At 72.8% G+C, this 14489-nt stretch carries 15 protein-coding genes; 6 read left to right on the top strand and 9 right to left on the bottom strand.

Annotation, left to right across the window (positions count from 1 at the left end; translation table 11 throughout):
* Positions 1-125: 125 nt before the first annotated feature.
* Complete coding sequence (locus BU198_RS22015) at positions 126-941, bottom strand: toll/interleukin-1 receptor domain-containing protein (protein WP_188298582.1); 816 nt, start codon at positions 939-941, stop codon at positions 126-128.
* 131 nt (positions 942-1072) lie between these two features.
* Here BU198_RS22015 and BU198_RS22010 point away from each other — a divergent pair, with 131 nt between their 5' ends.
* Positions 1073-1534 (top strand): toll/interleukin-1 receptor domain-containing protein, encoded by a 462-nt coding sequence (locus BU198_RS22010; RefSeq protein WP_188298581.1) that lies wholly within the window; start codon positions 1073-1075, stop codon positions 1532-1534.
* A 162-nt stretch (positions 1535-1696) separates the two neighbouring features.
* Here BU198_RS22010 and BU198_RS22005 read toward each other — a convergent pair whose 3' ends face one another.
* The gene (locus BU198_RS22005; protein ID WP_188298580.1) at positions 1697-4297 is read right to left on the bottom strand and encodes an ABC transporter permease; all 2601 of its coding nucleotides are present in this window, start codon (positions 4295-4297) and stop codon (positions 1697-1699) included.
* On the bottom strand, positions 4297-5094 hold the full coding sequence (locus BU198_RS22000) for an ABC transporter ATP-binding protein (protein ID WP_188298579.1): 798 nt from the start codon (positions 5092-5094) through the stop codon (positions 4297-4299). Before BU198_RS22000 ends, BU198_RS22005 begins: the two co-directional genes overlap by 1 nt.
* A 209-nt stretch (positions 5095-5303) precedes the next feature.
* On the opposite strand from BU198_RS22000, the gene BU198_RS43865 reads away from it, so the two are divergent.
* Positions 5304-6560, top strand: coding sequence for a sensor histidine kinase (locus BU198_RS43865; protein ID WP_188298578.1), 1257 nt, complete (start codon positions 5304-5306; stop codon positions 6558-6560).
* A complete protein-coding gene (locus tag BU198_RS21990) occupies positions 6557-7237 on the top strand; it encodes a response regulator transcription factor (RefSeq protein ID WP_317620256.1) in 681 nt (226 codons plus the stop codon). Before BU198_RS43865 ends, BU198_RS21990 begins: the two co-directional genes overlap by 4 nt.
* A 233-nt stretch (positions 7238-7470) precedes the next feature.
* Here the strand turns inward: BU198_RS21990 and BU198_RS21985 are convergent, their stop codons facing one another.
* The 3 genes from BU198_RS21985 to BU198_RS21975 form a co-directional block, all read right to left on the bottom strand.
* Complete coding sequence (locus BU198_RS21985) at positions 7471-7662, bottom strand: hypothetical protein (RefSeq protein ID WP_188298577.1); 192 nt, start codon at positions 7660-7662, stop codon at positions 7471-7473.
* A 138-nt stretch (positions 7663-7800) separates the two neighbouring features.
* Positions 7801-8391, bottom strand: a complete 591-nt coding sequence (locus tag BU198_RS21980; protein ID WP_317620255.1) for a phosphatase PAP2 family protein — start codon at positions 8389-8391, stop codon at positions 7801-7803.
* A complete protein-coding gene (locus BU198_RS21975) occupies positions 8384-9685 on the bottom strand; it encodes a diacylglycerol/lipid kinase family protein (protein ID WP_188298597.1) in 1302 nt (433 codons plus the stop codon). Before BU198_RS21975 ends, BU198_RS21980 begins: the two co-directional genes overlap by 8 nt.
* Positions 9686-9998: 313 nt before the next feature.
* On the opposite strand from BU198_RS21975, the gene BU198_RS21970 reads away from it, so the two are divergent.
* A complete protein-coding gene (locus tag BU198_RS21970) occupies positions 9999-10178 on the top strand; it encodes a hypothetical protein (RefSeq protein WP_188298576.1) in 180 nt (59 codons plus the stop codon).
* Positions 10179-10186: 8 nt separating this feature from the next.
* Here the strand turns inward: BU198_RS21970 and BU198_RS21965 are convergent, their stop codons facing one another.
* Both BU198_RS21965 and BU198_RS21960 read right to left on the bottom strand, forming a co-directional pair.
* Entirely contained in the window at positions 10187-11287 is a 1101-nt protein-coding gene (locus BU198_RS21965) for a PP2C family protein-serine/threonine phosphatase (RefSeq protein ID WP_188298575.1), read from the bottom strand.
* A gap of 174 nt (positions 11288-11461) precedes the next feature.
* Complete coding sequence (locus BU198_RS21960) at positions 11462-12679, bottom strand: cytochrome P450 (protein ID WP_188298574.1); 1218 nt, start codon at positions 12677-12679, stop codon at positions 11462-11464.
* 134 nt (positions 12680-12813) lie between these two features.
* On the opposite strand from BU198_RS21960, the gene BU198_RS21955 reads away from it, so the two are divergent.
* The gene (locus BU198_RS21955; protein ID WP_188298573.1) at positions 12814-13170 is read left to right on the top strand and encodes an arsenate reductase family protein; all 357 of its coding nucleotides are present in this window, start codon (positions 12814-12816) and stop codon (positions 13168-13170) included.
* 24 nt (positions 13171-13194) lie between these two features.
* Here the strand turns inward: BU198_RS21955 and BU198_RS21950 are convergent, their stop codons facing one another.
* On the bottom strand, positions 13195-13665 hold the full coding sequence (locus BU198_RS21950; protein ID WP_188298572.1) for a pyridoxamine 5'-phosphate oxidase family protein: 471 nt from the start codon (positions 13663-13665) through the stop codon (positions 13195-13197).
* A 156-nt stretch (positions 13666-13821) separates the two neighbouring features.
* Between BU198_RS21950 and BU198_RS21945 the strand changes: the two genes are divergently transcribed.
* The gene (locus tag BU198_RS21945; RefSeq protein WP_188298571.1) at positions 13822-14370 is read left to right on the top strand and encodes a DUF1697 domain-containing protein; all 549 of its coding nucleotides are present in this window, start codon (positions 13822-13824) and stop codon (positions 14368-14370) included.
* Positions 14371-14489 lie beyond the last annotated feature (119 nt).

The following is a 14489-nucleotide window of genomic DNA, read 5'->3' as shown; positions in this document are numbered from 1 at the left end:
AGGGCGCTGCCCTACAACTGAGTGACCAGGAGCCGGCCGCGGCCAACCCATACGAGCTGGACTGACGGCCTGGTGCGTGATTTCGGCGGCAATGCGACTGACTGTCGCAATCACGCACCAGGCCGTCAGAGTTCCGCCCGAATGGCCTCCCTGGCCCACCTGAGCCATGGTTGAACCGCGTCAACTGCGATCTCATCCCCGAGGGACTCGCGCAAGAGCGCGTGAAAGAGTTTCCTCTTTTCCTCCCCGTCGAGGGTGAAACGCCGACAGGTACCCAAATAGATGCCTGCGATGGACTCCCATGTTCCGATCTCGGAGTCACGCTCGCTCGGGATGTCCCGACGGAAGTCCGTCACCATCTCGTCCCAGGCTTGGGGATATGTCTCGAACAGAGCTTCACGGATCAAGTTCAGCCGGCGTAGCTGGCTGGTGAGGAGAGGTGGTCCCGGCGGCGCCGGAACCAAGTCGTCAGAGGATTTGCGAACGGGCTCCAGCGCAGCCCGGCGCTTGAACTCACGAGACGCCTCGGGCCTCACAACCTCCAGAACCGCGAATGCAGCCTTTCGTGGGGAACCGGACGCCTGTACGGCAAACTTGTCCGCCAGATGTGGGCTGAAGCGGATGATGTCCTCGCGGTCGACGTCAAGCCAGACGGGCAGGATGCGCTTCGAGCCATCTCCCTCCAGAGTGACCAGGCTGCGGTACTCGTACTCGGGCCACGGCTTCTTGAGAAATGCTGGGCTGAGCACAACCAGCCCGTACTTCGCGTCGCGCAAACCGCGATCGATCGAGGCGGACAAGCTGTCGCCGATGCGCAGGGAGTGCTCGTCATACCAGATCGCGAGGCCGAGCTCGTGCAGCATGCCAGCGAGCGGCCGAACGAAAGCCTCCTTGTCTTCGGAGGCATGGGAGATGAAGAGGTCGTACGTCGCGCTGTCCATAGGGTCCCCTCCCTCGACAACGGCACTAATCGTCAGGATGACGTTAACTCTACATGAGGCGCCGCTCGGGCGCGGTACGATCCCAACTGCCGGGCTCTGCTACCCGGGTCAAGCGATTGGGGTGGGGTCTGATGCCTGACGTCAACCATGACGTCTTCGTCTGCTACTCCTCTGCCGATCGACAGCAGGTCGTACGGATCGCCGAGCGAATGAGGCGGAAGCACCTCCGCGTCTGGCTGGACGACTGGGAACTGAAGCCCGGAGATTCGATTATTAAGAAGGTGAAGAGCGGGATCCAGCACTCCCGATTCATGCTCGCGATCGTTTCAGAGAACTCGATGAAGTCCCACTGGGTCCAGCACGAGCTGTCTGCCAGCCTGTTCGTCGAGGCCAGCAGGGGCTCGGCCGAGGTGATCGCCGCAATCGTGGGACATGTGGGCTTCGACGACCTTCCCCAGGAACTGCTCCGTAAGCACTGCCTCGATATGAGGAACCCCTCGGCTGAAGCCGATTCCGTGGCCAGGGTGGTGGACCTCGTTCGGCCCGATTTGCGTGTGGCCAGGGAGCTGAAGGAGAGCCTGAGGAAGTTGTAGCTCGGAGGATGGACCGGGGACACCCAGCCAGTACCGTGGGCAAATCCGGCAGCAGTTCCCACAGAGCTGATCCCCCTGCCGCCCATGCGAAGCCGGGCGCGTCGACGTCCACGTTCGCATGGAAATCCCGGCACCGCTGCCGAGCGGGAACGCGGCGCGTTCCTAGTCCGCGGCCAGCGCGGACAGGATGTCGAGGCGAGCCGCCCGCACAGCCGGGGTCAGCGCCGCGAGGACGCCGGCGATCACGGAAGCCGCCGCCAGTTCCGCAAGGGTGATCCAGGGCACTGACAGGATGGTCTGACCCTCACCCGCCATTCGATGGAGGGCGATCCCCCAGGCGATGCCGAGCGACAGTCCCGACAGAGCCCCCAAGGCAGTGATCACGACCGACTCCAGGCGGACCATGCGGCGGACTTCGCGGCGTGAGGCGCCGACCGCGCGCAGCATGCCGATCTCGCGCGTCCGTTCCCCGACCGACATGGCCATCGTGTTGGCCACGCCCAGCACCGCGATGACGACCGCGAGGGCCAGGAGCCCGTACGCCATCGAGAGCATCCGGCCGGCGCTGTTCCGGACGGATGCCTTGTAGGCCGCCCGGTCCTGCACGGCCAGCTGCGGATACCCGGCCAGCGCCGTGGTGAGCGCCTTCCCGACCGCTGTCGGGTCCGCGCCGCGGGCCGCGAAGGCGAACAGGGTGGTGTCGGAGGCGGTGGGAGCCAGGGTGGACAGGACGTCGAATCCGACACTGGGCGCGAGTCGTACCCGGCCCATCGACATGCCGGGCGGTTCTTGGCGTTGAAGGGCGCCGATCGTCAGGGTCACCGGGGGGCTGCCCGGTCCGGCGAGGGTGACGTGGTCGCCGATGCCGACGCCGAGTCGCTCGGCCATGGCGTCCACGAGGACGATCTGGCCGTGGGCGAGCGCGGCCTGCGGGTCGCCCGCTGTGTAGGTCTCGTGCATCGCGGTGGGGAAGCCGGGCTCGTCGCCGTAGACGGTGGTGGACAGCGTGGTCGCTCCCGCGGTGAGCGTGGCCCTGGTGATCCGTTCCCTGACGACCTCGCCGATTCCCGGTACGCGCCGCGCCGCCCCGGCGGCCTCGGGCCCGAACTGCGCCTGCGAGTGCTGTCCGCTGATGATGAAGTCCGCGCCGAGCATCCGGTCGGTGCGAGCCGCCATGGAGTCCGAGGCGGAGGCCGCCGAGACGGCCATCGCCGTTGCCACGCAGATGCCGATCATCAGCGCGGCCGAGGTGGCGGCAGTGCGGCGCGGGTTGCGCAGCGTGTTCCCGGCGGCGATCGCGCCGATCGGCCCGAAGAGCCGCGGGACGGCGGCCGTCAGGACCGGGACGACGCCGCGGACAAGAGCGGGCCCGAGCGGGAAGAAGGCGATCAGGGTCAGGATCATGCCCGGCGCCGTCGCGGCATGGCCCGCGATCAGCAGACCGGCCCCGGCCAGCAGCAGCGCCGCGCCGGTCAGGCTGCGGCCCCGGCCGGGCCGGGTGCTCGGCGCGGCCGCATCGCGGAGAGCGGCCATCGGCGGGATGCGTCCCGCGCGCCGCGCCGGGATCACTCCGGCGGCCAGCGTGGCCACGGTGCCGACGGCGTAGCCGACCAGCACGGCGTCGGGCCCGACGACCAGCGAGGTCGAGCCCAGGTCGAGGCCGAAGGAGGCCATCGCCGCGTGCAGCCCGACGGCCAGCCCGATCCCGGCGCCGATGCCGAGGGTGGAGCCCAGGAGGCCGAGGACCAGGGCTTCGAGCAGGACGGACCGGTTCACCTGCCGGCGGCTCGCGCCGATCGCGCGCAGCAGGCCGAGCTCGCGGGTCCGGGCCCCGACCAGCATCGAGAACGTGTTGAAGATGAGGAGCACGCCGACCAGGACGGCCACCACCGCAAAGCCCGTCATCACCATGCCGAGGAAGTCAGTGGTCTGACCGGCCCCGTTGTCCGGGCTCACGGCGGTCGGATCCTTGGCCTGGACCTGGACCGCGCCGCCCAGGGCGGCCGCGAGGCCGCGACGGAGATCGGCGGGCGTCACACCGGCGGCGGCGTCCACCCGGATCGAGGTGGCCGCGCCGGGCTTGCCGAGCAGCCGCTGCTGGGCGGTGGCGGTGTCGACGTAGACGCGGGTGTTGCCCTGGCCGGCGGCCTTGAAGTCGGCGATGCCGGTGACCCTGGCCTCGAACGTGCCGGGGACGGCGACCACCCGGATCGTGTCCCCGATCCGCACGTGGGCGCGGTCCGCCGAGATGCGGTCGAGCACGGCCTCGTCAGGGCCCTGCGGTGCCCGGCCGCGGGCGAGCCGCACCGGCGACCGGTCGGAGTCGTACCAGTTGCCTGCCAGTACGGGGATGCTGCTCTTGGCGCCGAGGCCGGACATCCCGCCGGCCGCGTCGATCACCTTGTCCTGCGAGTCGGTCAGCGTCGCGGTGTCGACCGTGACGTCGGGGTACGCCGCCGCCACGCCCGGCACGGCGCGCACCTTCCCGACCAGGGTGTCGGCGTCCGGCAGCGTGCCGCCCTCGCCAACCGCGGCCCGCTGCACCGCGTCGCCGGCCTCGGCCGGCCCCGTGCCCGCCGGCAGCGGGGCAGTGACGGTGACGTCCGGGGCGCTCGCCGCCGCGGCGTCGTCCAAGGCCCCGTTGATCGTGCCGGTGAAGATCATCGTGCCGGTGACGAAGGCCACCGAGAGCACCACGGCAAGGCAGGACAGCGCGAGTCGTCCTGTGTGCGCGAAGATGCCGCGCAGCGCCACCTTCAGCATCAGCGGTGCCCCCCGCCTTGGCGCATCCGGTGCAGGACGGCCTCAGCGGTCGGGGACCGCAGCTCGCCGGCCACCCGGCCGTCGGCGAGGAAGACCACGCGGTCGGCGAAGGACGCGGCGGTCGGGTCGTGGGTCACCATGACGACGGTCTGTTCGAGCTCGTCCACGCTCCGGCGCAGCAGCCGCAGTACCTCGGTCCCGGCCTGGGAGTCCAGGTTCCCCGTGGGCTCGTCGGCGAACACGATCTCCGGCCGGCCCGCGAGGGCGCGAGCACAGGCGACCCGCTGCTGCTGCCCGCCGGACAGTTCCGAGGGCCGGTGGCGCAGCCGGTCCGCCAGGCCGAAGGTCACCAGGATCTCGTTGAGCCAGGCCCGGTCGGGCGTGCGGCCCGCGATCGCCATGGGCAGGGTGATGTTCTCCAGGGCGGTCAGGGCCGGGATGAGGTTGAACGACTGGAAGACGAAGCCGATCCGGTCGCGGCGCAGCTCGGTGAGCTCGCGCTCGCGCAGCGCGGTGAGCTCGATGTCGTCGATCCAGATCCGGCCGCCGTCCACCGAGTCCAGGCCCGCCAGACAGTGCATCAGGGTCGACTTGCCCGAGCCGGACGGGCCCATGATCGCGGTGAACGCGCCGCCCTCGATCTCGATGTCGACGGCGTCCAGAGCTGTGACCTTCGCGTCGCCCGTGCCGTGGATCTTGGTGATCTTCTCGCCGCGGGCGGCGGGCTCGGACACCGGAACCGGTGCCCGGCCGGAACCCGGTGCTTGATCCGGAGCGGGTGCTCGGTCGAGAGTCATGCGGATGCTCCATCCTTCGAGGATCGTCAGGTGCCGGATGGCTTTCCACGATGGCGGTCGCGGCCGGTCCGCCGGATCAGGCCGCGGCACGGAGTCGGTGTCCGGGCCCCGGGCCCGGACACCGTGTGCACACCTGGTCCGAGGTACAGGTCCGAAGATGCGACCGCAGACGGATGACGCGCCCACGCGCCCGCGAATAGCGTCAGGGCGTGCTTCGGCCCCCGCTCACCAAACGGCTGACCCGCGTCCAACTCGTCGGGCTGGACGTGGCGGTCGGCATGGCGCTCCTGCTGTGGGGGCGTCCCACCGACGCCCAGCTCGCCACCGCCGGACTCTCGCTCCCGGGCTGGTACGCGCTGTTGACCTTGCTGGCCTGCGCGGTGGCGGCCAGACGGCTGTGGCCCCGGCCGGCCCTCGGGGTGTCGCTGGCCACGTACGCCACGATGGCGGCCTACGGGTTCGTCAAGTTCCCGTCGCTGGCGGTCGCGTTGTGCCTCTACCAGTTCGCGCTCTCGCAGCCGCGGTCCCGGGCCGTGGCCGGCCTGGTGCTCACCGAGGCCGTCGTCGGCGTCGGCATGGCGATGGGCGGCAGCTCGGTGACCTTCGACAACGTGTGGGCCGCGATGTGGTTGGGACAGAGCGCGCCGATCGTGGCCTTCTGGGCGGCCGGCATGATGATCAGGTCGCAGCGCGCCTACGACGCCGGGCTGCGGTCCCAGGCGGAACGTCAGGCGCAGGCCCGCGTCGAGGAGGCGCAGCGCACGGTCATCGAGGAACGTCTGCGCATCGCCCGCGAGCTGCACGACGTGATGGCCCACAGCATGGGCGTGATAGCCGTGCAGGCCGGCGTCGGCCGCCACGTCATCACCGGACACCCTGACGAGGCCGCCAAGGCGCTGACCGCGATCGAGACGGTCAGCCGCACGGCGCTGCGCGAGATGCGGGCCCTGCTCGACGTGCTGCGGGAGGAGTCACCCGCCGACGACCCGGCGGCCGCCTCGGACCTGGCGAAACCCGGCCTGAGCGACCTCCCCTTCCTGATCGAGCAGACCGGCCGGACCGGGCTCCAGGTCGAGCTGCGGATCAGGGGCACCGCCCGGCAGCTCCCGCCGTCGATCGACCTGGCCGGCTACCGGATAGTCCAGGAGGCCCTGACCAACTCCGTCAAGCACGCTGCGACCGCCCGCGCCCGGGCCCAGGTCAGCTACCACCCGGACGGCATCGAGATCGAGGTGACCGACGAGGGCCGCGGCCGCTCCGGTCTGCCCGGCCGCCCCGGCCCCGCCGTCGCGCCCGACAGCCCTGGCGGCCATGGCAGCCCTGTCAGCCCTGGCGGTCATGTCGGTCACGGCCTGATCGGCATGCGAGAACGGGTCGCGCTCTCCGGCGGCGACTTCGCCGCCGGCCACCTCCCGCTCGGCGGCTTCCGCGTCTGGGCCCGGTTCCCCACCGGGGAATCGGCGTGAGCGGGGACGTGAGCGGGGACGTGCGGGTAGTGATCTGCGACGACCAGGCCCTCGTCCGCGCCGGCTTCCGGGTGCTCGTCGACACCACGCCGGGCCTCACGGTGGTCGGCGAGGCCGGCGACGGAGCCGAGGCGGTCGAGGTCATCCGACGGGAACGGCCCGACGTCGCCCTGATGGACATCCAGATGCCCGGGATGGACGGGATCGAGGCCACCCGGCGACTGCTCGGCGGCGAGGACCCGCCACCGGTGCGGATACTGATCCTCACCACCTTCGACCTCGACCGCTACGTGTTCACCGCGCTCCACGCGGGCGCCAGCGGCTTCCTGCTGAAGGACACCCCACCGGAAGACCTCCTCTCGGCCATCGGCGTCATCGCCGACGGCGAGGCTCTGCTCTCCCCCCGCGTGACCCGGAAACTGGTGGCCGAGTTCACCAGGCGCCCCCAGGTGGCGGTCGGAGCGAACCGCCGCCTCGACGAGATCACCGACCGGGAGCGCGAGGTCCTCGTCCTGATCGCGAACGGCATGTCCAACACGGAGATCGCCGACGGACTGCACCTGTCGCACTCCACCATCAAGTTCCACGTCAGCAGACTCCTCGCCAAGCTCGGCGCCCGGGACCGAGCCCAGCTCGTCATCGCCGCCTACGAGAGCGGCCTCATGAACCACCAGTGAATCAGCCCTCTCGCTTCCGCCGTGGCCGCTCGGCATTCGCCACCCAGTGGGGCGTGGTTCCCAGCCGGTCCCGCACTCGTGTTCCACTCGCGGGCCGGCAGGAACCCGTCTGGTGGCCAGGCTCACGCCAAGATCTTCATCGTTCCGGGAGATCTGGCCGCACCACCGCAGCCGTCGGATCCCGGGCGACCGACTCGGAGCCGACGGTGTCGCGAAACGGGGGGCACCGTGCCCTACCGCACGCCGCCGCCCGCGTGGAGGGCGCCGTTCTCGATGTCGTCGACGTGGACAATGGCGTCCGGAATGTCCTTGAAGTGCATGAGGGCCCTGACGGAGACCCGGTAGCTGCGGCCCGCCCTCGCCACCGGAAAGGGGAACTGGCCCGCTCTGATGAGTCGGTGGGTGGCGGATTCAGCAATCCCCATCACGCCTGCGGCTTCTTCGAGGATGTGGATTCGCCATGGAGCCCTCGGCGTGGCAGGGCCAGGTCCGTGAGGTGATGCCCGCCGTCGCGCGGCGGCGTTGCGGCAGCCACCGGCCGGACGGGCCGGGGCGCGGGCAGGTCACTCACGGCCGCCCGGCGGTGCGGTCCTGACGACGGCCAGGGACGCCACCGCGGCCGCGAAGCCGAGCAGTGCGCCGGCCGCGACGTCGCCCGGGTAGTGCACGCCGGTGTGGACCCGGGAGTAGCCGACGGCGGCCGCCAGCGCGCCCAGCGGCACCGCCAGCGGCGGCAGCAGCACGCCGACCGCGGTGGCGAAGGCCGTCGCCGAGGCCGTGTGCCCGGACGGGAAGGAGGCCGACTCCGGCATCGGCACCTGCCGGCCGACGATCACCCTGGCGCGCTCCCGGTCGGGCCGGGGGCGGCGGACCAGCTGCTTGCCGACCAGGTTCGCCGCCACCGAGGCCAGCGCCACCGCACCGACTCCGGCCGCCGCCGCCTGCCGGGGGCGGCCGGGGCGCAGGGCGAGCAGCGCGGCGACGGTCAGCGAGATCTTCGAGCGGTCGGCGGCCCGCGAGAGCCGGCGCAGCGCGGAGTCCAGGGCCGGGGTCGGGGTGGCGGCGACGGCCCCGTAGACGGCGCCGTCGACCGCCCTGAGGTCGTCGAGCACGGCCCCGACGGCGGACGGGGAGGAGGCTGAGGGGTCAGTCACGGCTCTGCTCCCTGGAGGTCCGGTCGGAGCCGCGGTCGGCGCGGCCGAAGGCCAGGGCGGCCAGCCGCCGCCAGTTCACCGTCGGTACGGGGGCGGGCAGGCCCGGGCGGTCGCGCGGCACCAGGACCCGCAGGGCTCGCGGGTGCAGGGTGCACACGACCGGTACGGGCATCCGCAGCGCGTCGCCGTCGACCGCCACCGGAAGCTCGCCCGCGCCGGCGCCCCCGCCCTCGCCCCCGGCAGCCGTCACCTCCACCCGCTGGGCGGTCAGCGCTCGCAGCCCGGTGGACCGGGTGCCGCGCAGGACCACGTCCGCGGCCTCGGCCACGCCGTCCACCCGGATGCCCAGCACGCCGAGTTCGCCGCCGTCGAGCTGGGGGCGGCGATCGCCGAGGCCGAGGCCCTCGGTCGAGCCGTACGGGTTGTTGCTGACCAGCAGCGCCTGCCGGTCGGTGAGCACGGTGGCGTCGGCCCGGGCGTCGACGCGCTGCACACCCTCGCCGGCCAGCAGCTCGGGCAGCAGCGCCAGGACCGTTCCGACCTTGTCCTCCCGGTACCCGGGGCTCTGCACGATGTCGGCGTACACCCCGAAGGAGACGGTGTTGACGAAGGCCCGGCCCGAGACCTCGCCGAGGTCGACCCGCAGTTCCTCGCCGCCGGTCAGCGCGGCCAGGGTGCGGGACGGGTCGGCGCGGTCGAGGCCGAGGTCCAGGGCGAAGTGGTTGCGGGTACCGGCGGGGACCACCAGGAACGGCAGGTCGTGCTCGGCGGCGACGGCCGCGACCGGCGCCAGGCTGCCGTCGCCGCCCGCCACGCCGAGCAGGTCCGCTCCCTCGGCCACGGCCGTACGGGCCAGCGCGGCGACATCGGTACGAGCGGAGTGGTCGAGCAGGACCACCCGGGCGCCGTGTTCCTCCGCCCGCTCGACCAGCCCGAAGCGGCCGACCTTCCCGCCGCCGGACCTCGGGTTCATGAACAGGACCGGCCGCTGCGGCCCGGGCGCGGCGACCGCCCGCATCGGTGGTTCCGGGTCGGCTCTGCGCAGCGCGGCGCGGGCGAGGACCAGCGCGGCTCCCCAGCACAGGACGATGACCAGGGCCGTCAGCCACAGCCGGTGGTGGGCGAAGAGCACCAGCACCGCGACCGGCGCCGCGACCGCGACGAGCAGCCCGAACACCCGGACCGCGCCCCGGTAGGCCAGGAACCACCAGACGCCGGCGGCCCAGACGACCAGCCCGAGCACGCCCGCCGCGACCACCAGCAGCCCGCCCTCCCCCAGCGCGAACAGCAGCATCCCCACGGCCCCCAGCGCCGCCAGCAGAGCGCCGCGCGCGAGCAGCCGCGCGTCGGCTCCCCCGCCGGATCCCTCGTCGGCTCCTCCGCCGGTGCCCGCCGTTCGTGTCCCGTCGATCTCGTCCTCCCGCGCCGCGGCGTCGGGGCCCGGTCGGGCCCGGTCGTTGCCAGCAGCCTGCGCACTCCCGCCCCCGGAGGCACCCTGGCGGGGTCGTCCGGGTGACGGGAGCGGCGGGCGAAAAGCGCTTGCCGGGGCGGGTTGGTTCACCGGCTCCAGACCGTTCGGGCACTCCGGCTGTCCGGACCTGAAGACCTTGTACGCCGCGCGGGCCGGGGTGCCGTTCGCCGGGATCGGCAAGCGGTCGATTCCCTCGGAACTGCTGCCCGGCCTGCCGCACACCCACCACGCCCTCGACGACGCCAGGGAGCAGGCGGAGCTGTTCGCGAACCTCTGGGAGTGGGGCGGTCCCGGCGAGGGCGGGTCCGGCAAGTGAGCGCGGGTCTAGCGGGTGACGTCGGGGGTGAGGGCCAGGACGGCGAGGTCGTCGGCGAGCAGGCCGGCGTACCGGTGGACGTCCTGGGCGAGGAAGGAGACCACCCGGTCCGGGGCGGTGGTGCCGAGGGCGGCGAGCCGGGGTGCCAGCGGGTAGAAGGCGCCGGTGGAGTCGCGGGCCTCGCTGACGCCGTCGGTGTAGAGCAGCACGGTGTGGCCCGGGGGCAGCGCGGCGGCGATCGCCTTGCTGCGCTCGCCGGCCGGGCCGAGGTGGCCGAGGCCCAGCGGGAGCTCGTCGGCGCAGGGCACCGGGGCTATGCCCCCGCCGCCGAGCAGCAGCGGGGTGGTGTGGCCGCGGTTGACGATCTCCACGCAGTCCGAGCCGGGACGGTACTGGAGCAGGACGGCGGTGACGAACAGCTCGTCGTCGCCGCGGTCGGCCGCGTCGCGCAGCACCGCGCGGTCCAGCTGGTCGGCGAGTTCGACCAGCCCGGGGGTGTCGTACGCGGTCGCCCGGAACGCGCCGAGGACGTCGGCGACGGTGCGGACCGCGCCCAGGCCCTTGCCCCGGACGTCGCCGAGCAGCACCCGCACGCCGAAGCGGGTGTCGCACACCTCGTACAGGTCGCCGCCGACCAGGACCTCGGCCTGGGCGGGGCGGTAGAGGCCGGCCACCCGCAGCCCGCCGGCCCGCTCGGGCACCGGCCGCAGCACGGTGCGTTGCAGGGTCTCGGCGACCGTACGGGCCTGGAGCAGGTTCCGGTTCTGCCGGGTGCGCTGCCAGGACAGCGCGGTGCCCATGACGCCGGAGAGCAGGGTGGCGATGTAGACCCAGACGTGGTGCTGCTCGTCGACGTGGCCCGCGCGCAGCGCCAGGACGAGCTGGAGCGCCAGCGAGCCGGCCGTGGTGACGGCGGTCAGCGCCGGGCCGTAGCTGAACGCGGCCACCACGGGCAGCGCGGTCAGCAGGAAGCCGGCCGCGACGGCGTCGGGGACGACGGCCTCGGCGATCAGGTCCAGCACCAGCAGGAGCACCGGCAGCCAGGGCACCCACCGCGGCGCCTTGGGCTCCAGCGCCGCGGGGCGCGGCGGGCGGGGTGCTGTGGGCACGGGGGACCTCCTGGCAGGCGGCCGTTCCGGGTGATCGGTCCGGATTGGCCGGTTTCATCCCCCATGTTCTCCTACGGGTGGCAGGACCACGAATGGCCGAACGTCCCGGTCCTCGGGGCCGGAGGGGCCGAATCCGGCCCGGAAGCCGCTGGTCAGCGGACGGTCAGCGGACGGTCAGCGGACGGTCACCGGCAGGGTCTCGTAGCCGCGCAGCACCAGGCGGTCACGCCGGGTGGGGACGCCGCCGGGGGCGAGCCCGGCGAAGCGGTCCAGCAGCGCGGGCACCGCGACCTCGGCCTCCAGCCGGGCCAGCTGGGAGCCCAGGCAGAAGTGTGTGCCGCCGCCGAAGCTCAGCGGCTGGCTGTCGGTGCGGGTCGGGTCGAACACCTCGGGGCGCTCGTACCGGGCCGGGTCGTGGTTGGCCGCGCCGATCAGCAGGGTCACCTCGTCGCCGGACAGGACGGGCACGCCCTCGACGGACAGGCCCTCCTCCAGCGCGACCCGCCCGGTGGCCTGGACCGGGGAGTCGAAGCGCAGCACCTCGTCGGTGAACCCGGCCGGGGTGATCGCGCCACTGCACAGCCCGGCGGCCGCCTCGGGGTGGCGAAACAGCAGGGCCAGGCCGTTGCCGAGCAGGTTGGTGGTGGTCTCGAAGCCGGCCACCAGCAGCAGCACCAGGTTGGCCAGCAGCTCCCGGGCGGAGAGCCGCTCGTCGTCCGCGGCGGCGATCCGGGCCAGGTCGGTCACCAGGTCGTCCTGCGGCCTGGCCAGGCGCTCGGCGGCCAGGCCGGTGAAGTACCCGGCCAGCTCGTCGGCGGCCGCGTCGGCGACGGCCAGCTCGTCCGGGTCCTGGATGATCTCCAGCGCCACCGTCAGGTCGGAGGCGAGGTCGCGGAAGCGGTAGCGGTCCCGCTCGGGGACGCCGAGCAGCTCGCAGATCACCCCGACCGGCAGCCTGAAGGCGAAGGCGTCCATGAAGTCCACCGGAGAGCCGTCGGCGCCCTGCTCGGCCATCCCGTCCAGCAGCCGGCCGACCGCCGCCTCCACCGCCGGACGCAGCGCGGCGACCCGGCGGGCGGTGAACACCGAGGCGATCAGCGAGCGGACCCTGGGCTGGTCGGGGGCGTTGCGCTGGAGGATCGAGCGGCCGAACAGGGCCAGCGAGGAGTGCGCGGCGTACTCGGGGGCCAGACCGGACATCATCTCGGCGGTCGCGACGCCGAAGGCGGGCGTGCGCAGCACCTTGTTGACCGCCGCGTAGCCGGTCGCCACGAACATGCCCTCCCCGGCGGGGACCACCGGGCCCAGCTCGCGGGCCCTGGCGTACAGCGGGTACGGATCGGTCCTGACGTCCGTGGTCATCAGCTGTTCGATGATCGCCGCGCCGTCCATGCGGTGCTCCCCTCCCGAGACACGCTTCCTGTGCGGTCAACCACCGGCGGGCACAACGGAGTTCCCGTACGGACGGAATCGCGCGGCGCGGCGGGTCCGGAGGCGGGCCCGGCCGGCTCGGTAGGGTGGCCGGCATGGAGATCTGGATCAACCCTCGGTGCGGCAAGTGCAGGGCCGCGCTCGGCGCGCTGAACGACGCCGGGGTCGAGTACACCGTGCGGCGTTACCTGGAGGAGCCGCCGACCGCGGCCGAGCTGGCGAAGGTGCTGGAGCGGCTGGGCCTGGAGCCCTGGGACATCACCCGCATCGACGAGCAGGCCGCGAAGGACCTGGAGATGAAGGACTGGCCCCGGGAGGCCGGCGAGCGGGACCGCTGGATCGCGGCGATGGCCGAGCACCCGATCCTGATCCAGCGCCCGATCATCACCGCGGACGACGGGCACGCCATCGTGGCCCGCACTCCCGACGCCCTCAAGTCCGTTCTGCCGTAGGGCGGTTGCTCCGCACCCGGCCGGTCAGTGGAGCTGGATCCTCTCCACCGGCCGGCCCGGGTGCCAGTTGTGGACGATCAGGTGGTCGCCCTCCAGGGCGGTGTGCACCACCTGGTCGAGCTCCAGCCGGAAGGCGTGGAACGGGGTGGGCGGCGGCTCGGGCAGATCGGCGGCGAACGCGGCGAGTTCGGTCTCGTCGGTGATCTCCACCGCCCGGCCGGAGACCTTCGAGTCCCCGCCGGCCATGGTCTCGTCCCCGGGGTGCGCGTGCAGGGCGTAGCGGGCGTCGCGCTGGAGGTCACGCGCCTTGACCGCGCCGTACATCGACCCGATCCACAGGTCGGCGCCGACGAAGTCGACCTCCGTCCCGCTCACCCGGGGCGCACCGTCCTTGCGCAGCGTCGCCAGGACGTGGTGCTTGTTCGCCTCGAACCGGGCCCGGACCAGGGGCGCCAGCTCGGGGGCCTGCTGTTCGAAATCCTGCCAGGTAGCCATGCCGCCAGTCTGGCACCCGGTACTGACAACCGCCGGGCGCGGACGACCGGACGGGCGGGACGGCCGTGGCCGCGACCCACAACCGGACGGACAGCCGCGGCAGGACCGGACAGCCGCAGCCGGGCCGTTGTCGGCGGCCGGTGCCACACTGGCGGGGTGACCACCACGACCACGTACATCGCCTTCCTGCGGGCCGTCAACGTCGGCGGCCGGACGGTGAGGATGGAGCGGCTGCGGGCACTCTTCGCCGAACTCGGGCTGGAGAACGTCCGCTCCTACATCCAGACCGGCAACGTCTTCTTCACCACCGACGAGCCCGACCGCGCGGCCCTGACCCGGCGGATCGAGGAGCACCTGGAGAAGTCGCTCGGGTACCCGGTGCCGGCGCTGCTGCGCACCCTGGACGAGGTGGCCGGCCTGCTCGCCGCCGAACCGTTCCGCGGCGTCGAGGTGACGCCGGACGTCCGGCTGGTCGTCGCCTTCCTGTCCGAGCCGCTGCCTGCCGAACTCACCCTCCCCCACCGCTCGCCGAAGGGCGACGTCGAGGTGGTCGGCGCCGACCCCGGGGCAGCGTACGTCGTGGTCCACCTCCAGGACGGCAAGTGGGTCACCAAGGAGATGTTCGGCAAGGCCTACCGGGGCGCGGTCACCTCCCGGTTCCTGCACACCACGGAGAAGATCCTGGCCGCCGCCCGCAAGGCCTGACGGCCCGTACGGCAGCCCGGGGCGGGCGAGGGCGACCGGCCGGGACGCGCGGAACCGGCCACCGGGACGGGGCGTCTGGACTGCCGTGACGTACGAATCCCGCGCCCGCGCACGGCGTG

The sequence above is a fragment of the Streptomyces sp. CBMA156 genome (genome assembly GCF_014596515.1).
In the GTDB taxonomy this organism is placed as follows: Bacteria; Actinomycetota; Actinomycetes; order Streptomycetales; family Streptomycetaceae; genus Kitasatospora.
The sequence above is the reverse complement of the archived record's forward strand: the minus strand, read 5'-3'. Positions and strand labels throughout refer to the sequence as shown.